The sequence below is a fragment of the Rhizobium sp. KNZ14-9A genome (assembly GCF_056755015.1).
In genome coordinates this window covers 674,507-696,873 of record NZ_JBPGXB010000004.1, presented here as the reverse complement: position 1 = coordinate 696,873, position 22,367 = coordinate 674,507, and the positions used below count along the sequence as shown (strand labels likewise).

Annotated in this window: 16 protein-coding genes and 1 pseudogene; 10 read left to right on the top strand and 7 right to left on the bottom strand. The window is 58.9% G+C overall.

Going from position 1 to position 22,367, the window contains the following annotated elements; translation table 11 throughout:
• The first annotated feature begins 202 nt into the window (after positions 1-202).
• The gene (locus ACR9ZQ_RS33525) at positions 203-991 is read left to right on the top strand and encodes a response regulator transcription factor (protein ID WP_113321733.1); all 789 of its coding nucleotides are present in this window, start codon (positions 203-205) and stop codon (positions 989-991) included.
• Positions 992-1,268: 277 nt separating this feature from the next.
• Here the strand turns inward: ACR9ZQ_RS33525 and ACR9ZQ_RS33520 are convergent, their stop codons facing one another.
• From ACR9ZQ_RS33520 to ACR9ZQ_RS33495, 6 genes are all read right to left on the bottom strand, one after another.
• Positions 1,269-2,261, bottom strand: coding sequence for a glycosyltransferase (locus tag ACR9ZQ_RS33520; RefSeq protein WP_481429854.1), 993 nt, complete (start codon positions 2,259-2,261; stop codon positions 1,269-1,271).
• Positions 2,262-2,333: 72 nt separating this feature from the next.
• Positions 2,334-2,768, bottom strand: a complete 435-nt coding sequence (locus tag ACR9ZQ_RS33515; RefSeq protein ID WP_481430968.1) for a glycosyltransferase — start codon at positions 2,766-2,768, stop codon at positions 2,334-2,336.
• Entirely contained in the window at positions 2,722-3,303 is a 582-nt protein-coding gene (locus ACR9ZQ_RS33510) for a glycosyltransferase family 8 protein (protein WP_481429853.1), read from the bottom strand. The genes ACR9ZQ_RS33515 and ACR9ZQ_RS33510 overlap by 47 nt, the downstream gene beginning before the upstream one ends.
• 95 nt (positions 3,304-3,398) lie before the next feature.
• Positions 3,399-4,451 carry a UDP-glucuronic acid decarboxylase family protein gene (locus ACR9ZQ_RS33505; protein WP_481429852.1) on the bottom strand — a complete coding sequence of 351 codons (1,053 nt, stop codon included), beginning with the start codon at positions 4,449-4,451 and terminating at the stop codon, positions 3,399-3,401.
• Positions 4,452-4,496: 45 nt separating this feature from the next.
• Entirely contained in the window at positions 4,497-5,990 is a 1,494-nt protein-coding gene (locus tag ACR9ZQ_RS33500; protein ID WP_481429851.1) for a sugar transferase, read from the bottom strand.
• 15 nt (positions 5,991-6,005) lie between these two features.
• Positions 6,006-6,863, bottom strand: coding sequence for a WecB/TagA/CpsF family glycosyltransferase (locus tag ACR9ZQ_RS33495; RefSeq protein ID WP_310388928.1), 858 nt, complete (start codon positions 6,861-6,863; stop codon positions 6,006-6,008).
• Between the two features lie 368 nt (positions 6,864-7,231).
• Between ACR9ZQ_RS33495 and ACR9ZQ_RS33490 the strand changes: the two genes are divergently transcribed.
• The 6 genes from ACR9ZQ_RS33490 (at position 7,232) to ACR9ZQ_RS33465 (ending at position 15,537) form a co-directional block, all read left to right on the top strand.
• Positions 7,232-8,062, top strand: coding sequence for a phytanoyl-CoA dioxygenase family protein (locus tag ACR9ZQ_RS33490; RefSeq protein WP_310388926.1), 831 nt, complete (start codon positions 7,232-7,234; stop codon positions 8,060-8,062).
• Between the two features lie 727 nt (positions 8,063-8,789).
• The gene (locus tag ACR9ZQ_RS33485; protein WP_481429850.1) at positions 8,790-9,740 is read left to right on the top strand and encodes a glycosyltransferase family 2 protein; all 951 of its coding nucleotides are present in this window, start codon (positions 8,790-8,792) and stop codon (positions 9,738-9,740) included.
• Positions 9,737-10,837: a glycosyltransferase family 4 protein gene (locus tag ACR9ZQ_RS33480; RefSeq protein ID WP_481429849.1), complete on the top strand. Its 1,101-nt coding sequence runs from the start codon at positions 9,737-9,739 to the stop codon at positions 10,835-10,837. Before ACR9ZQ_RS33485 ends, ACR9ZQ_RS33480 begins: the two co-directional genes overlap by 4 nt.
• A complete protein-coding gene (locus ACR9ZQ_RS33475) occupies positions 10,831-11,973 on the top strand; it encodes a glycosyltransferase family 4 protein (RefSeq protein WP_481429848.1) in 1,143 nt (380 codons plus the stop codon). Before ACR9ZQ_RS33480 ends, ACR9ZQ_RS33475 begins: the two co-directional genes overlap by 7 nt.
• The gene (locus ACR9ZQ_RS33470; RefSeq protein ID WP_481429847.1) at positions 11,970-14,180 is read left to right on the top strand and encodes a GumC family protein; all 2,211 of its coding nucleotides are present in this window, start codon (positions 11,970-11,972) and stop codon (positions 14,178-14,180) included. Before ACR9ZQ_RS33475 ends, ACR9ZQ_RS33470 begins: the two co-directional genes overlap by 4 nt.
• Positions 14,181-14,307: 127 nt before the next feature.
• Positions 14,308-15,537, top strand: coding sequence for a right-handed parallel beta-helix repeat-containing protein (locus ACR9ZQ_RS33465; RefSeq protein WP_481429846.1), 1,230 nt, complete (start codon positions 14,308-14,310; stop codon positions 15,535-15,537).
• Between the two features lie 93 nt (positions 15,538-15,630).
• On the opposite strand, the gene ACR9ZQ_RS33460 is transcribed toward ACR9ZQ_RS33465, so the two are convergent.
• The gene (locus ACR9ZQ_RS33460) at positions 15,631-17,205 is read right to left on the bottom strand and encodes a hypothetical protein (RefSeq protein WP_481429845.1); all 1,575 of its coding nucleotides are present in this window, start codon (positions 17,203-17,205) and stop codon (positions 15,631-15,633) included.
• A 571-nt stretch (positions 17,206-17,776) separates the two neighbouring features.
• Between ACR9ZQ_RS33460 and ACR9ZQ_RS33455 the strand changes: the two genes are divergently transcribed.
• From ACR9ZQ_RS33455 to ACR9ZQ_RS33445, 3 genes and pseudogenes are all read left to right on the top strand, one after another.
• Positions 17,777-18,874 (top strand): glycosyltransferase family 2 protein, encoded by a 1,098-nt coding sequence (locus ACR9ZQ_RS33455; protein WP_481429844.1) that lies wholly within the window; start codon positions 17,777-17,779, stop codon positions 18,872-18,874.
• Between the two features lies 1 nt (position 18,875).
• Positions 18,876-19,913 (top strand): annotated as a pseudogene (locus ACR9ZQ_RS33450) (O-antigen ligase family protein); the annotation flags it as partial.
• Positions 19,914-20,105: 192 nt separating this feature from the next.
• Positions 20,106-22,313 (top strand): GumC family protein, encoded by a 2,208-nt coding sequence (locus ACR9ZQ_RS33445; RefSeq protein WP_481430967.1) that lies wholly within the window; start codon positions 20,106-20,108, stop codon positions 22,311-22,313.
• Positions 22,314-22,367: the final 54 nt, after the last annotated feature.

Here is a 22,367-nt window from a genome sequence, read left to right as displayed (position 1 = left end):
TGAGTTTATACCAAGAATTAAGTCCTCTTTACACCTTACGATGGAACTAATCTGCTCCTTTAGCCTATATTAGCTAGTTTAAGATAAAAGGAACTGTGGTATCTAGTTCCTACTTTAGTGCTGCCAAACCCTCATATCTGAAGGGCTTGAGTGTTCGGTTGTTGTTGAGGCGTAGAGAAACTCGGCTGGGGAGGATGAAGCAGTGAATTCAGCGCTTGTACCAAATTTAGACCTTAGGCAGGAAAATGTAGCTCTTCCACTTAAGGTAGAGAATAGTTCTACTGGTTTGAGCTTACAGTCGAGGCCAAAGCACTCTTTGGTTATCCTCGACAACCGTGAACTTGATCGGCAATGCCTCGCGCAGTGCATGGCCGCCTACAAGACGGATTTACTTATACTGGCATTCGGAAGTGTCGAGGAGTGGAAGCAGAAATGCGACGAATATCCGCCGCTTTCGGCAATCCTCCTGAACATTGGCGGCAAGAAGATCGATGAGCCCTCTGTTTCGGGGCAGATCAGGAGCCTTGCTGCGGAATTCGGGGCGATACCAGTCATCATATTGGCTGACAGCGACGATTTCGGCCAAATCGTGAGGGCGATCGAATACGGGGCCAAGGGCTACATACCCGCTTCGGTAAGCATCAGCGTCTGCATGGAGCTGATCGCACTGTCGGTAGCGGGCGGCGTTTTTGTGCCTGCAAGCACGCTATTCGCCATGCGTCACCTGCTGGAGTCCAGCAATACGACCGCTCGTCCGCTGGCCGGGATCTTCACGGATCGTCAAGCCGAAGTCGTAGAGGCACTTCGGCGCGGAAAGGCGAACAAGATCATCGCCTATGAGCTCAATCTGCGAGAAAGCACCGTCAAGGTACATGTTCGCAATATCATGAAAAAGGTCAAAGCAACGAACAGAACGGAAGTTGTGTTCAAGCTAAATGATCTGTTTCAGGGTGGTATTTCCGGCTTCAGCGCAAATAAGACGCTGTGCTGACACCGTCGTCCGATCAGAGCTTTTCACATGCCGCAAGCACGTTCTTGCTCTAACTTATCCCGGTGGCGCAGACCAAAAGGCCACCGGGTTCTGTTTAAGCTGCGGCACCTCGGACCCGCTGTCGCTTACCCGAATATCTGACGTCGCCATAGCGCGTTCGAAACTGTCGAAGATCTCCGATTCTGCCTTACATCCGCGTTTTGGCGTGGGCAGCGATCAAGCGCTCAACCATCGGCTATTGTTTCCGTGCCCTGCGGATGAACCAGATGAACCCCACTCATCCTGCAACTCGTCGCCCAATAGAATTCAAGGCACACCAGTATTTGGGCCCAATGGTTTGCTTGCAGACCAACTTCATCCAGGGCAATGAATTTCGCACTTCGGGGGAAACCTCCAGAGCGAAGCGCTGAATAGCCACGGCTGTGGCAACATCGAAATTATTGAACGCCATGCCGGCCAGTCGAAGCGCCTCTTTCCCGAGATCTCTGGCAAGAAAGCGTCTTAGTTTCTCATCTTTCTTGAGGCTATCTGCGCCCTGGCGAAACAGAATATCGAAAGCCTGTTTTCTTTGTCGAAGGTCGGGAAGAATACTTTGTCCATAGTATTGCAGCGACATATTCGAAGCATGTCTGCGGTATACTGCTTGATCTTCGTTGATGTAGCCCACTCCGGCATGCGATGCGAGCCGCAGCCACATCTCCATATCGCCGGCATGGGGCAGTTCCTTATGGTAGCCGCCGACCTGCTTTTGCAGCGTCGTTCTCACGACGGCCGTCGGCGTCGGAACCAGGTTGCTTGCTCCGCTCAACCGCATGAACTGCGGACCGGACAAGACCCGTATGGCGGGCACATTATTGTCTCCGAGAGGATCGACCCGCTTGGTTATGATGCCATCTGACTCAGCGATGAGTGCGTTCCCGAACGTGAAACCTACATCCGGATGATTGTGCATAAGCTCCGCGGCGCGGCCCAACGCGCCCGGCAAAAGATAATCATCTGCGGAAAGAAGCAGGAATAAGTCGCCGCCGGCCCACTCGATCCCCTCATTATAGGTGGCAATGTGGCGCTTGTTTACCGTGTGCCGCCTATAGGCCACCCGTTTGTCCCGGGATGCCAAGGCCATTCCGACTTCCGGCGTGTTGTCTGGCGAGGCGTCATCCAGAATTAGGACGCGCACATCGACATTGGCTTGCGAAAGAACGCTTTCAACACATTCCTGCAGGAAATGAGCGTAGTTGTAACACGGAATTACGACATCAACACGTTGCAAACTTATTCCTCCGCAGGCAATCGTTTCGTTCGGGCCATTTCATGACACCCTGAATTCGGCTTGCTTTCGCTCTTATGTGTTCTTCACTCCCCGTTTCACTCGCGTCAACGTTGAAGCGTGCGCCCGTATCGCCGACTTCGTGCAAGACCATGCAGCTCTCAAGAAGGCGGATCGGGCAAGCAGCCGGGAGCCTGCACGCTTCAAGCCGCTCTGAACGCGCTCCCGACGCGTGAGCGCAAAACGGGTCCGGGATCGAAACGTATCGTAAAATGCGACATTCGGGCTCAAGCTTCCTGATTTCCAGGGCTTCACATTGGTCACGAAATGAACGATCGCGGGCTTATGCTCGAGAGTGATACGAGCAAGCGCCTGCGTAGGCTCGAACTGAAAATTCCAGGCGCGGTCCAGGACTTTCCACTTTCCGTCGCAGGCGACGTTAAGAGCGTCCTGATCAGAATATTCAGTGGTCGGAAAGCGATCGAGATAGTCCAAAGACCGTTCCGATATTCGCTCGGTTCGCCATCTTGCAAGGTCGATAAGAAGAATGCCGGCGTTGAAGTAGCGCTCGAACTCGAGCGCCGCCTGTAGCACCCCGGCCGCTGCTCACCACATTGTCCAGCCAGTAATCCGGTACGGCCCCGATCACTGCCTCGCCCAGATCGATATTCCACAACTGTTCGAGCGCCGTCAGCACGAGGATGTCACCATCCAGATACAGAGCCCGGTTGCAAGTCTCCGGGAGGAACTGCGGCAGAAGGATCCTTGCGAAGGTCATCTTCGAGACGCCGGGGCGAGTGGAAAATCCGCTCGCGAAGGACAAGGTACCGATGGGATGCCACTGGATGACGGCAGAGTTTGCGGGCAGAGAATCAAAGATCCGTCGCTTGGTTTCTTCGCTTATTCCTTCATGAATGACATGGATATCCAGGGGCCATGCGCTTCTGTTGTTCTCGGCGACCGATCTAAGGGCGGTCGCCAAGGGAACGGCGTAGGCCGCATCGACCGCAAAGACGATAGGCCCCAACCGTTGTTTTGCGCCCACAGGGGCTGCTCCTGTTGGTATGCTATGCACATTCATGTTTCCGGCACCATCCCATCGAAAGAAAACGAGCTTCGCCTTATGATCGACGCTGCTGTTCACGTCCCGATCGATACGGCTTCCTGAACAGGAAGGCCGACGGCCGGGGTAGGCAGATGGGTGTAAGCCGGTTGCGGGGACTGGACGCCAGGCATGCTCCTGGTTCCGCCAGAAAGCTTCCACTCGAAATAGGCGATCGTCTTCTCAAGCCCCTCACGCAGGTTCACCGTCGGCTGCCAGCCCAGGTCCTGTTTTGCGCGGCTGATGTCCGGCTTGCGCTGCGTCGGATCGTCGACCGGCAGAGGCTTGTAAACGATGCTTGATTTCGAGCCCGTCATTTCGATGACCATTTCGGCCAGTTCCCGGACCTGGAATTCTCCCGGATTGCCCAGATTGATCGGGCCTGTGACACCGGCCGGCGCGCCCATCAGGCGGATGAAGCCCTCGATCAGATCGTCCACATAGCAGAACGAACGCGTTTGCGTGCCGTTGCCGAAGATGGTGATCGGTTCGTTTTGAAGCGCCTGAACAATGAAATTGGAGACAACACGGCCGTCATTGGTCTGCATGCGCGGCCCGTAGGTATTGAAGATCCGCGCCACCCGGATTTCCACGCCATACTGACGATGGTAGTCGAAGAACAATGTTTCGGCGCACCGCTTGCCTTCGTCATAACATGCCCGCGGCCCTATGGGATTGACGCTGCCTCGATATTCCTCGGGCTGAGGATGGACTGCCGGATCACCATAGACTTCGCTCGTGGAGGCCTGAAAGATCTTCGCCTTGGTGCGTTTGGCAAGGCCAAGCATATTGATTGCCCCGTGTACATTGGTTTTGACCGTCTGAACGGGATCAAACTGATAATGGACCGGAGATGCCGGACAGGCGAGGTTATAGATCTCGTCGACCTCCACATAAAGCGGGAAGGTAATGTCGTGGCGAAGGATCTCGAAGCGTGGGTCGTCGAGAAGATGCAGCACGTTGTCGCGCGAGCCGGTGTAGTAATTGTCCACGGCGAGAACATCATTGCCTTCTCGCAAGAGCCTTTCGCACAGAAATGATCCCAGAAAGCCGGTGCCGCCGGTTACCATAATTCGCTTTTGTCCGTGCATTGGTGTGCTCCGTTGTTGATGGTTGCCCCGTAGAAACGAGGATGGTTAGTAGGCTCCCCTGCGCTTGAAGACCGCAGGAATTGTGCTGAGAAGAATTTGGCAGTCGAACCACAGGGACCGGTTGTCGATGTAGAACTCGTCGAGTTGCTGCTGCAGCTCGATATCCGCATTGCTTCGTTCGGATATCTGCCAAAGGCCTGTGAGCCCCGGCGTTACGGAACGGCGTTTGTTTCGAAATTCGCCGTCCATAGCCAGGAGGTGATATTCCGGAAACGGACGCGGTCCGACGATGGCCATCTCGCCTGCAATGATGTTCGCCAATTGCGGGAGCTCGTCGAAGCTTGAAGAGCGCAGGAGATGTCCGATAACCGGCAGGACGCGCGGATCGTCCTTGAGCTTGAAGTGGGCCAACCACTCGGCCCGCATGGTGGGGTTCTCTCGGAACAATGCCTCGAGGCGCTGTTCGGCATCTCTGTACATCGTCCTCAATTTCAGGACGTGCACCGGCTTGCCAGACAGTCCCTCCCTGGCATGTCGGAAGAAGACGGGTCCGGGATCGATGGCGTAGATTGCGGCGGCCGCAATCGCGATGAAGGGCGCAACCACGATTGCTGCAGGGACGGCGATTGCGAGATCGAGGATCCGGCGAACCAGATCCGTGTTGACCGAACTCCCACCGGTGGTGAGGCGAATACCGATCTCTCCGCCGACATCCGCAGGTCGCAAGCCGCTGACCTTGAGGCTCGGCGTATCGGACAGGAGAATGACTTCGGCGAACTTCCCGCGCATCGCCGCCAGGTCGGGTACAAGCGCGCCCGCGTCACCCGCAATTAGGGCAATGGATGGCCCGCCATCGGGCGATGCTTCCGGCGTCTCAGGGGAAAAGGGCTCCGGCCTGATGCCATACTGCCAATGGTCCTTGAAATGCGCCATGAGCGTGGGGAGAAGATTGCGGCCCCCTATGATCACCGCGCGCTCCCCCCAGATTCCAAGTCTCCAGCACAGGCCTCGTGCGAACCAATGCATGAATGGCTGAACGATCAGCCCGAGGCCGAGGAAGCCAATGATGGCAAGCAGCAGCCGTTCCCCTTCCGGTAGGATGATTGCTCCGAATGCCGCCAGGACAGCCACCTTGACGGCAGCCATCGTGCGCCGCCGCAGATGTTCGTGGTCGTGCAGCCGATATCCGGGATAGAGGCCGGCCGATGCATAAAGGACGATCGCAGCCAGCGCTGCGAGGGTGAAAGCACGCTCCAAAACCGTGCTCTCCGAACCACTGGGAAGAAAGGACAGGAGAGTAAAATAGGCAACCAGATAGCTTGCAATGTCGCCGGCAACCAGGAATGACGACGTTGCGAGCCGCGGAAGCCGGCGCCGCAGTGCGATCGGCATATTCAGCCCTGACTGCCCCAAGGGATCGGCAGACCTGGCTGCTATCGGTGGCACGGAACCTGCCGGAATTGCCCGCGACGCCATGTCATTTGTGGCGGATGTCTTCGACGGACCCGATGTTATCGCTGACGGCGCAAATGAGGACATGATGCTTTTACTCCTCTACGGCCTTTGTCCCGACGTACCCAATCCAGAAACGGCGTCTTCGATCGGAAACTTCCGAAGGCCCAGTCTCTGGAAGGCAGTCAGTGAGATGAAGGTCGGCACGACGAGCGCATAGCGCCGCCACAGCCGTCGCGGCTCGCATAAAAGACGAAACACCCATTCGAAGCCGCTTCTTTGAATGATCCTTGGAGCTTGGCGCTTGAGGCCGGCGTGGAAATCGAAGGCAGCGCCGACACCGATGAGCATCGGTGCCTCCAGACGGTCGCGCATGCGCGCCATCCAGAGCTCCTGCTTGGGAGTGCTCAACCCGACCCAGATAATATCGGCACCCGACCGATTGAGCCGGTCGGCAATATCTGTTTCCTCCTGCACCGACAGTTGGCGGAACGGCGGCGCATAGGAGCCAACGATCCGTGCTTGCGGAAATTTTGCCAGAAGGCGCGCTTGCAGTTGCTCGAGCGTTTCGGCTGTCGCGCCGTAAAGGAAGTGCCGCAAGCCTTTGGAGCTGCCGGCATTGAAAACGGATAACATGAGATCAGGCCCGTAGACCCTGTCGCTTTCCACATGACCAGCGTGTTTCAGTGCCCATACCAACGGCATGCCGTCGGGGGTTACGAGGAACGCCCGGTTATGGATGGACCGAAGCTCGGGATCTTTTTGACACCGCACGATACCGTGTGCGTCGCGAACGCACACATATTCTTTCCTGCCGTCTTCAATCACCTTTTCAATAAGTCCGGTCGCGCTTTTGAGATTGACTGCGGAAACTCGAACACCAAGGACATTCGTCCACTTCAGGGAATCCTTTGGACCAAGGACTGAAGTTTGGTTTCTGTCTGCTGGTGAATTTCTCATGACCTACGCTTTTGCCAACTGAAACTGTAGCTAGAATATGCTGGCAAGCCTGTTGCCTCCATACTTTCAGCTGCAGCTATTGGACGTAGAAAGACTTCACATTTCTGCGTTCTGTATAGAATGAAATACAATATTCGAAGTAAGGCAGCATCCCCGGGGTATGCCTGATTGCTCTTTTTGATAAGCGTTACCCCAAAATAGCGGTTTGACCTTCGCGCAGTCGCAGAAGACAGTCACTTTAGCGCGACCAAAGCTGGGGAGGTTTGAGCGCAACAAAGCCGGGGAGAGAGACTATGGTGAATTCAACAGGGGTGAATTCAATAGACGAATTGCGGGTGCCGGCCAGAGAGCCTTCAAAGGCGCCGAGCATGACCAACCAGCTGCAGAACGATTTGACCTCTGATGGCTATATCGTCATCAGGGATGTCCTGACGCCTGAGCAGGTGGAAAGATTACGGCGGGCTGCCAAACAATATCTGAGGTCCGGCGGCAAGTATTTGTACGGCGGCAAATTCCAGCTTCACGCCATGTATGTCGTAGACGAAGTCGCCAAGTTTATGACTGCCGATACGATCCTCAATCGCCTCAAGGAAATTACGCAACCGCTCGATGTCGTTCTTACAGGCGAATGCGATCTCATGATCAACACGACATCGTCGTGGCATAATGACGTCCCTCACCATCCTCGCTGCGTTGATGGAAGTATTTTCTCGGACGAGAGCTTCAGGGTCTACAAGATCGCATTCTACCTGCAGGACCAGGACGAGAACTCGAAAGCCACATTGAAGGTGCGACCGAGATCCCATCTCAAGGGGTTGGTCCAAAGCCTGCCAGCGAAAGGCCTTGGGATACGGGCGGGCGATGCAATCATCTTCGACGTGCGTATCGAACACGCCGGGCAGATGCCGACACTGGTTGACAGGAGCCTGCGCAAATTCTTCGAGCGGATCGGGCCACTGCTTCGCCTGGACGTTCAGAAGGCATTCACCGTGACTCGATCGATCATTCGACGGCTCGGCAGAACGCCTGACCGCGTCGCGGTTTTCATGACATTCGGTCCGTCGGATGCAGAGACCTACTCCTATGCCGAGGAAGGCCGCCATCGCCATCCCGGCGTTCGGGGAACGCTCAGTGCGGACGTGCTGACACAGCTCGCCGTCAACAACATTGTTCCACCGATTATCGGGGCGCCTGCCTAACCACATCAGGCCTTCAGGCACCGATCTCAATGCGCACAATCGTACAGGCCATGACTGCGCACCATCGAAAATGGTGCGCAGGACCATGTTGGTCGCGCGGTGAGCCGCCGGCGGTGCCGAACAGTGCGGCACTCTCGATCAGCTTGACTGCGATCCTGATACCGTCGCCGCCGACAACATAGGTCGGCGATATCAAAACAGCCTCACAACAATCCGACCGCATCCGCAACGAACTATCCCCCATGGCGGCGGCATCTACGTCTAAAGCATGCAGCCATTATCCAGGGACCAGGTTGTACTTACGTCCTCCGCGGTTCTCTCCCCCAAAGGGGGGCGGCCAGGGGTTAGGGGATTGCCAATAAGAGCAGATGTTGCGTGTGTCCATTAACCGGTAGCTTGGAAAGGAATGCATAGCGCAAAGGACATGGCTGGGCAGTAGCTTCTGATGACGTAAGGCGATGGTTCCGGCGCAGGCTGATTGTTCGTAGTTGATGCTTAGAGGGTTGGGATTCCTATGGTTTCGCGTTCTGGTCCTAGTTCTGCACATTACATAATGGAAGCGTCACTCGTTCCGGCATTTTTGGCGGCGACCTCTCCAGTTCCATGCGAGATCCCGGCCAAGCAAAGGGATGCCCTGGATGTCGCCATCATGGAGGTCTCGACGGACACGATCATGATCATGTTGCTGCACCACAGTGCAGCGCAGCAAGCCGCTTGAGAGGGTGTCATGGAGCGGCAGGGCATCAGCGTTCTTATCAACAATTACAATTACGGTCGCTTCGTCGGACATGCGATCGACAGCGTCTTGAACCAGGAGGTTGCTGACGTCGAGATAATCGTCGTCGACGATGGGTCCAGCGACGAGTCGCGCTCCGTTCTGGAAGCCTATGACAGCCGGGTGAAGGTGATCTTTCAGGAGAACTCGGGACAGGCGGCCGCGATCAACGCCGCCGTGAAGTTCAGCTGCGGCGGCATCCTCTGTTTTCTAGACGCCGATGATTGGTGGGCGCCGGGCAAGCTATCGGCGACGGCAGCGGCTTTTCGCTCGCATCCCGAAGTATCGCTTGTCTACCACCGACTTCAGCCAACTTTGATTGATGGCTCGCCGACCCTCAAGCCGATCCCCCGGACCCTGTGTTCGGGAGACCTGTCGCCGCAGTTGACCAAATCGGCCGGCTGGTGGCCCTTCCCGATGACATCGGCCATTTCCGTACGGCGCAGCGCGTGGGATGCCGCAGGGCCTATTCCCGAACAGTTCCGCATATCCGCCGACGCATGGCTTACGGGGATCTATCCATTTCTTGGCGACGTTGCCGCCTTGCCGGACTCACTTGGATTCTACCGAATTCATAACAACAACTGGTACCGGCCAATCGATGATGTCTGCATGCTGAAAAGGCGAATGGCGCACTGGCAGCGTAGTGTTGAAGCGACGAACCGGTTTCTCTCATTCCACGATTTACCGGGAAGGCTCAGTCTCTCAGATCACTATCCCTTTCAGATGGCTGCAGCAGAGCTCGATGGCGTTAATGCGCGCACCCGGCTCAAGCTTGTTGTCGAAGGGCTGCTATTCGCCGGAGAACCAAACCTGCTGCGGCGGACGCGCGACGCGTTGCGTAGCGCCTACCATCTCCCACGCTCCAGTCGGGACGTGGGCTTGTCGGAGGCAGCGAAATGAAGGCGCTGCTGCTGGTTTCTGAACTGGAAGACTACACCATTTCCTTCGCGAGCGGCGTTGCCCAACACATGCCGGTTGTCCTTGGCGTCCCGCGCCGGCGCTACGCGCATCTTGCTTCCTGGTTTGATCCGGCCGTCGATCTTCACCTTCTGGACTGGCCGCGGCACCGCTCGCTTGCCAATCCCTGGTTCCTGCATCAGCTCACGCGTCTCATCCGGCACGAGCAGCCGAATATCATTCATCTCTTGAGCAATTCCACGCTATGGCTGAACTTTGCCGCGCCGTTCTGGCGCCCGATCCCGCTCGTGACCACCGTCCACGATGTGGAGGTGCATCCCGGCGATTCCGATACGCGCACGCTGCCTGGCTGGGCTCCGGAATTGATGGTGAGGCAGTCAGGGCATGTCGTCGTGCATGGCGAGGGGCTGAAGCGGATGGTCCTCGATCGATATTCAAAGTCCCCGGACTGCGTCCATGTCCTGTCGCATCCTGCCATCCATCGCTATGCGGAACTCGCGCGGCGGCAGAACATGGCGCGGCGTGCCGCCGATGGAACTGTGCGCGTCCTGCTCTTTGGACGGATTTTCGCTTACAAGGGCCTGGAATATCTGATCCGTGCCGAGGCGATGCTCAAGGATGCGTTCCCCAATCTGCACATTACGGTCGCAGGCCGCGGCGACGATCCCTGGGTCTTCAAGTCACTGATGGGAGAGGCCGGCCGCTACGATATTCGCAACCGTTTTATCGAAGACGAGGAGGTCGCCCAGCTTTTCCTCGACGCCGATATAGTCGTCCTTCCCTACACGGAAGCATCCCAAAGCGGCGTGCTCAACCTTGCTGCGGCGTTCGGCAAACCCGTTATCGTGACCGATGTGGGCGAATTGCGAGCGACCGTTGAGCCCAACGGGTTGGGAATGGTGGTCCCGCCAGGCAATGCAGAAGAGCTGGCAAAAGCCATCCGGATATTGGCTGACAATAGCGAGCTTAGAAACAATCTCGGCGCCAACGCGCTCGAATGGGCCACAGGACCGAATTCGCCCGAACAGGTGGGCGCCCGGGCCGCAGCCGTTTATCGCGAGGTGGTCGGATCATGCTGATGAAGGTACGCACCGATGGCCATCAGATGGCGATGCGGAACACCGCAAGCGTCCGCCACTATGTTCCTGGTGGCTGCGAGAACGGCGGCGGCATCGGCAGGCTGGTCGGTTATATAACCAGCACGGCGAAAGAAGGTGGGGCAGAACATGCCGTCACCGATACAAGAGGGCCTCGATGGTCCGCGGCGACGTCGTCACTGCGTCTGCTGGGCGCCATCCTGACGATGGCAAAGGATCGAATTGTCGATCCGACACGCATTCACCATATCCATATCGCGGGCCGCGGCAGCACCTCCCGAAAACTGATCCTGACCGAGGCTGCCCATTTGCTGGGGTGCTTTCACATATTGCACCTGCACGACTACGACTATGCCAGCGACTTTGCTGCACGCTCGCCGCGTCAGCAATCGCTGATACGCCGGATGTTTCAGCGTGCCGATTGCGTCGTGGCGCTGGGCCAACGGGATCGCATGATACTCGCGACACTTATGGGCGTAGACGAGCACCGCCTGGTGATCGCTCACAATTGCGTGCCCGATCCCGGCGTGCACAATGTCTGTGCCGGCGAACCGCCGTTGATCGTTTTCCTCGGTCGGCTGAGCGAACGCAAAGGCGTTCCGGAACTTCTGCTCGCCCTCAGCCATCCGGTCATGAAAGAGCTTCGGTGGCGCGCGGTGCTGGCAGGCGATGGGCCCGTAGAGGATTATCGCCGCCAGGCTGCAGACATGGGCCTTTCAGGTCTGGTGGAAATGCCAGGATGGCTTGGCGCCGACGAGACGCGCGCGCTGTGTGCCCGTGCCGATATCCTGGTCTTGCCATCGCATGCCGAAGGCCTGGCAATGGCGGTGCTCGAAGGACTTTCACACGGACTTGCTGTTGTCACCACCCGTGTTGGAGCGCACGACGAGGTCATCTCCGACGGCGAAACCGGTGTCTTCGTCCCAGTCGGAGACAACGATGCCTTGGCCGCGGCCCTGGCGAAACTGGTTACGGATCCAGACGTCCGCAGCCGCCTGTCGGCCAAGGCGCGCGCCCATTATCTCAACCATTTCAGCATGAAGGCATATATGCGGTCGATGGAAAAACTCTACGAAACCATCTCCGCGCAACCTCAAGCAAGGGTTAGCGCACAATGACAATTTCAACTTTTCCGCCAGACCGCAACGTTCCGCTGCCGGCGGTGCATTATGAACCCCGGTTTCAGACGGAGATGAAATCGGAGGAGTTTGATCTGACGTCTGGTTTACGTTTGCTCCGTCGCAGGATGGTGATGATCGCGGCTCTGATGGTGGTGCTGATGGCGGCTTTCATCGTGCTGATATCAGGGTTGAAGCCGAGCTATCATGCCGGGTCCCGGCTAATGATCCACAAGCCCCTGGCGACCGCGCTGAGCACCGGCGATGCCGGCAACAATGCGCCGCTGAACGTCACCTCCGAGACCGAGCGGCTTCTGTCCAGAAGCGTGGCGGAGCGGGTCATTCGCGACTTGCGGCTCGACGAGCGGCCGGAGTTCAACCCGGCCCTGCGCCAGGCCTCTATCGTCGATGAGATCAGGGCAACGTTGCGCGGCCTGGTGAGCAGCGATAAGCCGTCGCAGCCGGCAGGCGGCAGTCTCGAACCGATCATCCAGGCCTATTACAAGGCGCTGAGCGTATGGCGTGACGGCCAGAGCGACGTCGTCCAGATCGGCTTTACGGCCGGCGATGCCGAACTGGCAGCCGCCGTCCCGAACCGGCTCATCAGCATCTATCTCGAAGAACGCAAGGACAGTATCCGCGGCAGCCTCGACACGGCGGAAGCATGGATCGGCCAGCGCATCGGCGAACAGCAGGATCGCACCAGGGCAGCCCGCGATGCTGCCGACGCCTATCAGGAAACGATGGGCGTCGTTCAAAATGACGATGATCAGAGCGAACAGATCAAGGCGATCGTCGAGCTCAGCGACCGGCAGACGAAGATCGGACAAAGCCGCGCCGACATCAAGGATACGATTGCCGCACTGGAAGCAGCCCACGACCCTTCGCTTGCCGCTCAGAACAAATCCATTCCCGACAGCATCGGCGTGATGCAAGGCGATCTGCGCACCCAGCAACAGGATCTAGCGCGCCTTCTCGACATCTATGGCAACGATGCTCCCGCCGTGGTCGACCTGCGGGCAAAGATCGACAAGTCCCGCGCCGATCTCGGCACTGCGGTCGACCGGTACCTGCAGTCTATGCGCGCCAAGCTGACCGCCCTTGATGACGAGGATCGCACAGTCCGATCGGCACTGACGGCCGCCTATGAGCAACGGTCCCGCTCTTCGCTGGCGCAGACCGAACTGGTGCGGCTGCAGCGCGTTGCCGACAAGGAACAGGCGGCCCTGGACAAGCTCGAGGAGCAGCGCCGCAGCCTGGTCGGACAGGCCATGCTGCCGGGCGCCGAACTGGAGGTTCTCTCACCGGCTGCAGTCCCGCTCGTGCCGCAGGGACGCAGCCGGCTGTTCTATCTGATCGGCGCCTTCTTCGCATCGATCTCAGTTGCGGTGACGGCCGCCTTCGTGGTCGAGATGATGGACAGGACGGTGCGCAGCTTCGACCAGATCACCACAATGGCGCGCATCGTGCCGGCCGGCTTCGTCCCGCATTTGCGACGTAAAGACCGGAGAGATCCGTCGAGGCTGTTCGGGCAAACGCAGATCGGCATGTTCGACGAAGCGATCCGCACCGTGATGATCTCGCTCAAGCAGGCCAATGGCGGAAAGCTGCCGAACAGCATTGCCGTGACCTCGGCCCACAGCGGCGAAGGCAAGTCGCTGGTGGCCGGATCGCTGGCAATCGAACTGGCCGCCAACGGAACGCCGGTGCTGCTTGTCGACAGCGACATCCGGCGCGGACATCTCGACACGCTGTTCAGGTCCGGCCTGCAACAGGGGCTGAATGAGTTCCTGAGCGGGCAGGCAAGTCTTGAGGACGTCGTCTATCACCATCCGAGCGGCATCGACTTCATCCCGACCGGCAATCCCCGTCTGCAGCGGCGCGTGCGTTTGACCGACGTGGCCGAGATCATCGAGATGGCCCGCGCCAGGGGCCAGATCGTCATCTTCGACAGCGCGCCCGTGCTCGCCTCGGCCGATACGATGCATCTGACGGCGCTCACCGAGCGAACGCTGATGGTCGTACAATGGGCAAAGACCAGCCGACGGGCCGCCGAATTCTGCCTGCAGCAGCTCAGAAGCGCCCGCAATGCCGACATCGTCGTCGCCATCAACAATGTCAAACCCAAACGCCACGCCAAATATAACTTCCGTGACTCCGAATTATACGCAAGGTCGTTGATGAAATACCACGATTTTAAAGTGTAAAACTGAGCATTACGAAGAGTTTAATAGCCTTGAGCGATCCACCGCCGCCTTGGGCAGTAGGTGAACGCCATCAATCATCAAAGCCCATACCCGGGGATCAGCAGACTACACGGACAAGAGAAGAGTGATGACGGACTATTATGTTGCCACTGACGGAAGCGACATCGCCAAAGGCAGCTTGTCTGCACCATGGAAGACGATCGGCCGCGCCATGCAGGCGCAACTCAAGCCCGGCGATCAGGTGGTGATAAAGTCAGGAACGTACCATGAGCAGATCGTGGTGACGAAGGATGGTGCGGCGGATAATTACGTCACCATCCGCTCCGAATTGCCGGGCGACGCTTTACTCAGACCACCTTCTTCGGACACCTACAGCACGCTGAATGTGCGGGCGAACTACGTCAAGATCGAGGGTTTCGACGTCGTTGGCGGCGGGGGACATGCGATCGATATTGAAGGATCGCACCATGTCACGATCAAGGACAACATCGCCCATGACAGCGGCGGCTCGGGTATTTCCAGCGCCAAATCGGATTGGCTAACTATCGAAGACAACCGGGTCTACGGCAACGCCGCGACGAACGGCTATCAGTGCAGCGGCATCTCGCTCTGGCAGAACATGGATCTCGCCGCAGGCAATGCCGAATTCCGCAACATCATCAGGAACAACATAAGCTACAACAACGTGCAAGGACCTGCCATCAACTGGGAACATACGGATGGAAACGGTATCATCATCGACGGCTTTCAAGACACGAAATACCGCTACGGCACTCTGATCGAGGGCAATGTCTCCTACGGCAATGGTGGCAAGGGCATCCACGTCTTCCTGAGCGACTTCGTCACGGTGCGCAACAATACCGTGTGGCACAACAACCATGACAATGCCAACAAGGGAAGCTGGCGGGGCGAGTTGAGCAACGCCATGGGTAGCTACAATACCTGGGTGAACAACGTCGCAGTGGCGGATCCGCGAACGGACTCCAGAAACCGCGCCATCAACGATGTCAGCACTAACGGCTACGTGAACAAGGATGTGAAGTGGTACAACAATATCACCTTCAATGGCACTCCGCGCGAGGCATCGGTGCTTTCGGACGGCCAAATGCCGGACGCCGCCAACGGGAACCTGCTTGGGCTTGATCCGCTGCTTTCGAATCCGGCCACGGGAGATTTCCACCTGAAGCCGGGTTCGCCGGCCATCAATGCCGGAACGTCCGCCTTCGGGCTCGGATCTGTCGACATGGACGGGCAGGCCCGCGTGAACGGCAAGGTCGACATCGGAGCGGATGAGGCCACCTACAGTGCGGACACGCCGCCGAATGCTCAGGACGTTTCTGGCTCGGCACCGCGATGAATACAGTCTCCGAGAACATTTTCGCCAACGGCGACTAGATCATACCGAGCTCAGTGGCGATGATCGCAACAGCTCGACGCGCAATAAGGGCGCTTAGCCGCAAGGCAATGAACCCGTCGATGGCGCGCGTCGCCAGATCTGGAAAGCCTGAAAGGTTTCAGTGATTTGAAAATGCTGGTCGGACAGGAACGTGGCCAGCACCCCTTCTGGATCGTAGATATCAGGCTTGCTGGTGACGACGACGGTCGGAGCTCCCAGTGCGGAAGCAAAACCTGGCCGCGGCTCAGAGACATTGAGCGCGCTGCCGCACGCCTGGCCCAACGGCACATGGTAAACGAGGGCGCCAAGTGCGTCGGCGCTCCACCAGACGCGATCACCCTCAGCGAGGGCTGAACGTACAACGGCAGCCGCAGAGCGATAGTCGTCCTTCGCGTGACGAGACGCGAATCTGATGCTTGCGCCGGAGGCCAATCCCATCACCAGAAAACCAAGCACCGCGAGCTTGCCTACAGGCTGACGCCAGAGCAGCGTCACGCCTGCCGCCTGCAGCGCCAAGACGACCGCGATTGCGGGCGCGAGATGGCGACCGACGACGCGCCAGTGCAGAATATATCCGGCAATCAGGATCAGTGCAGCTGCCACCGTGAACGCGACCGCACAGGCCGCCAGCGTGCGAGGCGGAATATTGCGGATGGCATGGATCATGCCGGCCAGTGTCACCGCCGCGACCAGGATGGCATAGCTCGCCAATGCAACCAGGTAGGAGGAGACGACCGCCCCCTCCCCGGCGCGCAGATCCGTGCGGCCCGGCCCGAGGCCTGCAAAACCCAGCAGCTCGTAGGCCGAGAAAACCAGAGTCCGCGCGTCGGTCGTCGCCACTTTGGTGCCGCCCGCCCCTCCAAGCACCGTCCAGAGATAGTAGAGCCCGAGCGGCGCCAGCACGACCACGAGCAGAACCGACGGCCCGATGATGTGGCTGATAGCAAGCCGGCGAACGTGCCAGGGTACGGCACAAGCCGCGGCGGCAACGGCGGATGCAGCCCATATCGCGCCGAGCAAGCTGCTTCCGGCAAGAGCAATAAGCCCGAACGCAAGCAGCCAAACTTGGTAGGGCCGAAGGAGCGGACCTTCTGCGCCGCGATCGCTCGCGGCAACGACCGCGCGTTCGAGCAGGCCGAAGACCATCAGGCTCGCCCCGATCTGCATGCCATAGGGCCGCGCCTCATCTATATAGTACCATAGAAACGCGCTGGTCCCCGCCACCAGAAGCCGATCAACCCGGCCGTTGGCGAAGATGTAGAGGCCCGGAACAAGCCAGAGCAGGTTCATCACCCTCAGCGCGACCTCGCCGTCGCCTGCAACCTTCTCCCAGGCCCAGATCGCCACGAGGAAAAACGGCATCTGCGCATCGGAGCCAGTCTCCGCGACCATACGGGCCAGAAGCGCCCCGAAGTGCGGCTCCGCTGCACGCCACGCCGTATTGGCCTCGTCTATCCAGTAGCTCTGTCCGCTGATCGCCGTGCAGAGCGCCACCAAAGTGGCGACCATGGCGAACCACAGAGTGACGTGCCGCGACAATGGGCGCAAAAATGATCTTGATTTATTGACCGGGTTCGATGGCCCCGCGATCTCCGCGCCCAGCGCCAGATTGAGGTCAGATATGCCCATCCACGTACAAGTCTCCAAACCGTGTCCAGCGCGCCGCCGGTAATACATCTATCCCGGCTTCGATCAGCGCTAAGACTAACGCGTTCTTCGTTCGAGCAACAATCAGCACAAAGTGGTACGCGTACGTCTTATGGCTCGCTTTCTACCAGCCGGCATAAAGAATAAAGTTCGTTTTCTACAGAGGTTTGCGTGTCATCACAGACGGAGATTCCGAGAGAAGTTCGATGAGCCTCGGAGCTTGCCAGTTCGGCAAGCTGGATGGAGCCGGGAATGGTCAAGAGTAAGATTAGTGTAAAGAGTAATCGGATCGAGCGGTTTCCTCAAAAGACCTATGGGTGGCCCCGCTGCCTTGGCAGAGCCTTTTATCGGGCCCGATCCCTATTCGTCATGTGCCGGCAGTTGCTCAATCGGCTGAGCGCCGATCGTCATGCGGTAGCTGGCACCCGTGGTCCAACCCATTTCATCACATCGGGGGCTTAACATGTTGCCGCACAGCACGGAGTTCCCCCGCACATGGCCAATTGCCACAACTGATCTTCCGCCCCGCGGCATGTCCGATACGGACGGCCTGGTGCTGAGTATCGTTGTGCCGGTGTTCAATGAGGAGGAGACGATCGTGCTCTTTCTCCAGGCTCTGGATGCACAGACCAACGCGATCCGCAACGCTCTCGGACCAGGCGGACAGGTGGAGATTCTGTTCGTCGACGACGGCAGCCGAGATCGCACTGTGGAGATTATCGAAAGTCTCGTGGCGCAGCGACCGGATATCGGCCTGATCTGCCTGTCGCGAAACTTTGGCAAGGACGCAGCACTGGCAGCCGGCCTTGCCCATGCACGCGGCGACGCAATCATCCCGATGGACGTCGATCTGCAGGACCCGCCGGACATCGTTCCGGATATGGTGAGCGCCTGGATGCGCGGTGCAAAGGTGGTCAACGCACGCCGCAAGAGGCGTGGCAGCGACACCTGGCTCAAGCGTTGGAGCGCCACGGCTTTCTACGGGCTCTATAATCGGATGGCCGATTATCCCATTCAGGACAATGTCGGCGATTTCCGGCTGCTGGATCGCAGTGTCGTCGATGTTCTGAACGGCATGCCGGAACGCATCCGCTTTATGAAAGGTCTGTTCTCCTGGGTTGGCTTCACTCAGGCGACGGTTGAATACGACCGGCCGAAACGCACGGCGGGCACCTCCAAGTGGGTATATTGGCGCCTGTGGAACTTCGCTTTGGACGGGATCACCGGATCGACGACGATGCCGCTGCGGATCTGGACGTATGTCGGCCTCGTTGTCGTCTTTCTGGCGCAACTCTACGCAGCCATCATCATTGGGCGAACGCTGATATTTGGCGTTGATGCACCTGGTTATGCATCAATAATGGTCGTCATTCTGATGTTCGGCGCGTTCAACATGATCTCCGTCGGGCTTCTCGGCGAATATGTCGGCCGCATTGCAGTCGAGGTCCGGCAACGGCCGCTTTATCTGGTGGAGCATCTGACCGGCCGAGCCGCTGCGGGGTCGGCTACCGGCACCGTTGCCGATCCGGCACGGCGTGACACGCCCGCCGGCGCCAACTCTCTGCGGCGGGTCGGCATCGCCGCAAGTTCCGCGGTGACGAGCGCGAGAGCGTCGGAAGGCCAGTTGAGCAGCCAGTATCCGGCAGAATGACATGGTGGATAAGGCTTGCTACCCGGCAGTCTACAGCCCTAGTGTCATCCTGCCTTGGCGTTCGATGGAGTGCGTCGGCGTCATCATCGCGCTGCTCCTTCTGAGCGGTTGCGTTTTTCCCCTGATCGATCGCGATGGCTACCTGGATGCCAGCGAGATGGCGACTCTTCGCCTGCTTGGCATGCCTATCTATCTGATTTCTCTTGGGCTCTTGGCTCGAAATCAGGCAGAACTGCTGATCGCCATTCGCCGTAGCCTGCCCTTCGTTGTGCTCCTCCTGTTGCCGCTTGTCTCCGTGCTGTGGTCGCCCAGCCCCGCCCTCACTTTGCAGCGGGGCATTGCGCTCATTCTCTCCGTATCGCTTGCATATCTTCTCGCCATCCTGTTCACGCCGCGGCAATTGTTGTTGCTGACGGTTGTGGTGCTTGGCTCCGGCATGGTGTTCAGTCTTTTGATGGCTGTGGCATGGCCCAGTCGTGCGTTCACCGTGGGCGAGAGCTCTCTGAGAGGGGTCTTTGACAACAAGAACGCGCTCGGGTGGAACGCCGCAATAGCGACTTTCGCATGCAGCGTGACGGCGGCGGATCGACGGGCGGGGCTGAGAATCCTCAGCATATTGCTGGTGGGCGCCAGTCTCGTTTGCCTCGTCGCGTCCCAGTCGATGACGGCCATGACCTCACTTGCCAGCGCGGTGGTGGCCACGGTTTTCTTCCTTGCTCTATCAAAGACCCGCGACCTTGGACGGGTGACCCTCGTGCTGGTCTGTCTGCAATTGGTCGCGCTGGTCCTTGTAGGCCTCAGCGAACTGCTCGTTCCCCTGCTCGAAGCGCTGGGCAAGGATGCGACGCTGACCGGTCGTGTTCCGCTCTGGCGGGAAGTGGATCACGCAATCGGAAGGCGGTTGTTGTTCGGCTACGGCTATCAGGCCTTCTGGGCCGATTCCAACCCCGATGGCTGGCACGTCCGAGCCGCGGCGGGGTGGCCGGCGCCGCACGCCCATAATGGATTTCGTGACACATTGCTAAGCCTCGGGCTCCTGGGATTCATCCCCCTGGTCTGGACCATTGCCCGCGCGGTGCGGCAGGGTGCGACGCTGCTGTGTGATGCTCCCGAGGAAGGTTGGCTGTGGCTGAACGTGCTGGTCATCATGTTCCTCGTGATGAACCTCACGGAAACGATCCTCCTCACTCAAAATAGTCTTCTCTTCGTCCTGTTTGCCACTGCCGTGATTATGTTCGCGATCCGGTTTCCGACCGAAGCGAGAGATCTGACGTCTGGTTTACGTTTGCTCCGTCGCAGGATGGTGATGATCGCGGCTCTGATGGTGGTGCTGATGGCGGCTTTCATCGTGCTGATATCAGGGTTGAAGCCGAGCTATCATGCCGGGTCCCGGCTAATGATCCACAAGCCCCTGGCGACCGCGCTGAGCACCGGCGATGCCGGCAACAATGCGCCGCTGAACGTCACCTCCGAGACCGAGCGGCTTCTGTCCAGAAGCGTGGCGGAGCGGGTCATTCGCGACTTGCGGCTCGACGAGCGGCCGGAGTTCAACCCGGCCCTGCGCCAGGCCTCTATCGTCGATGAGATCAGGGCAACGTTGCGCGGCCTGGTGAGCAGCGATAAGCCGTCGCAGCCGGCAGGCGGCAGTCTCGAACCGATCATCCAGGCCTATTACAAGGCGCTGAGCGTATGGCGTGACGGCCAGAGCGACGTCGTCCAGATCGGCTTTACGGCCGGCGATGCCGAACTGGCAGCCGCCGTCCCGAACCGGCTCATCAGCATCTATCTCGAAGAACGCAAGGACAGTATCCGCGGCAGCCTCGACACGGCGGAAGCATGGATCGGCCAGCGCATCGGCGAACAGCAGGATCGCACCAGGGCAGCCCGCGATGCTGCCGACGCCTATCAGGAAACGATGGGCGTCGTTCAAAATGACGATGATCAGAGCGAACAGATCAAGGCGATCGTCGAGCTCAGCGACCGGCAGACGAAGATCGGACAAAGCCGCGCCGACATCAAGGATACGATTGCCGCACTGGAAGCAGCCCACGACCCTTCGCTTGCCGCTCAGAACAAATCCATTCCCGACAGCATCGGCGTGATGCAAGGCGATCTGCGCACCCAGCAACAGGATCTAGCGCGCCTTCTCGACATCTATGGCAACGATGCTCCCGCCGTGGTCGACCTGCGGGCAAAGATCGACAAGTCCCGCGCCGATCTCGGCACTGCGGTCGACCGGTACCTGCAGTCTATGCGCGCCAAGCTGACCGCCCTTGATGACGAGGATCGCACAGTCCGATCGGCACTGACGGCCGCCTATGAGCAACGGTCCCGCTCTTCGCTGGCGCAGACCGAACTGGTGCGGCTGCAGCGCGTTGCCGACAAGGAACAGGCGGCCCTGGACAAGCTCGAGGAGCAGCGCCGCAGCCTGGTCGGACAGGCCATGCTGCCGGGCGCCGAACTGGAGGTTCTCTCACCGGCTGCAGTCCCGCTCGTGCCGCAGGGACGCAGCCGGCTGTTCTATCTGATCGGCGCCTTCTTCGCATCGATCTCAGTTGCGGTGACGGCCGCCTTCGTGGTCGAGATGATGGACAGGACGGTGCGCAGCTTCGACCAGATCACCACAATGGCGCGCATCGTGCCGGCCGGCTTCGTCCCGCATTTGCGACGTAAAGACCGGAGAGATCCGTCGAGGCTGTTCGGGCAAACGCAGATCGGCATGTTCGACGAAGCGATCCGCACCGTGATGATCTCGCTCAAGCAGGCCAATGGCGGAAAGCTGCCGAACAGCATTGCCGTGACCTCGGCCCACAGCGGCGAAGGCAAGTCGCTGGTGGCCGGATCGCTGGCAATCGAACTGGCCGCCAACGGAACGCCGGTGCTGCTTGTCGACAGCGACATCCGGCGCGGACATCTCGACACGCTGTTCAGGTCCGGCCTGCAACAGGGGCTGAATGAGTTCCTGAGCGGGCAGGCAAGTCTTGAGGACGTCGTCTATCACCATCCGAGCGGCATCGACTTCATCCCGACCGGCAATCCCCGTCTGCAGCGGCGCGTGCGTTTGACCGACGTGGCCGAGATCATCGAGATGGCCCGCGCCAGGGGCCAGATCGTCATCTTCGACAGCGCGCCCGTGCTCGCCTCGGCCGATACGATGCATCTGACGGCGCTCACCGAGCGAACGCTGATGGTCGTACAATGGGCAAAGACCAGCCGACGGGCCGCCGAATTCTGCCTGCAGCAGCTCAGAAGCGCCCGCAATGCCGACATCGTCGTCGCCATCAACAATGTCAAACCCAAACGCCACGCCAAATATAACTTCCGTGACTCCGAATTATACGCAAGGTCGTTGATGACCTATCAGAATTTCGAGACATCGCCGATCTCGGCATGGTTCACCCTGCGTTGGCTGCACCCGTATCTGGGGATGCAAAAATGAGGGCCAGACGTTTCGATCACCGCGAAATACCGCCTGTCGATGGGCGAGGCATTG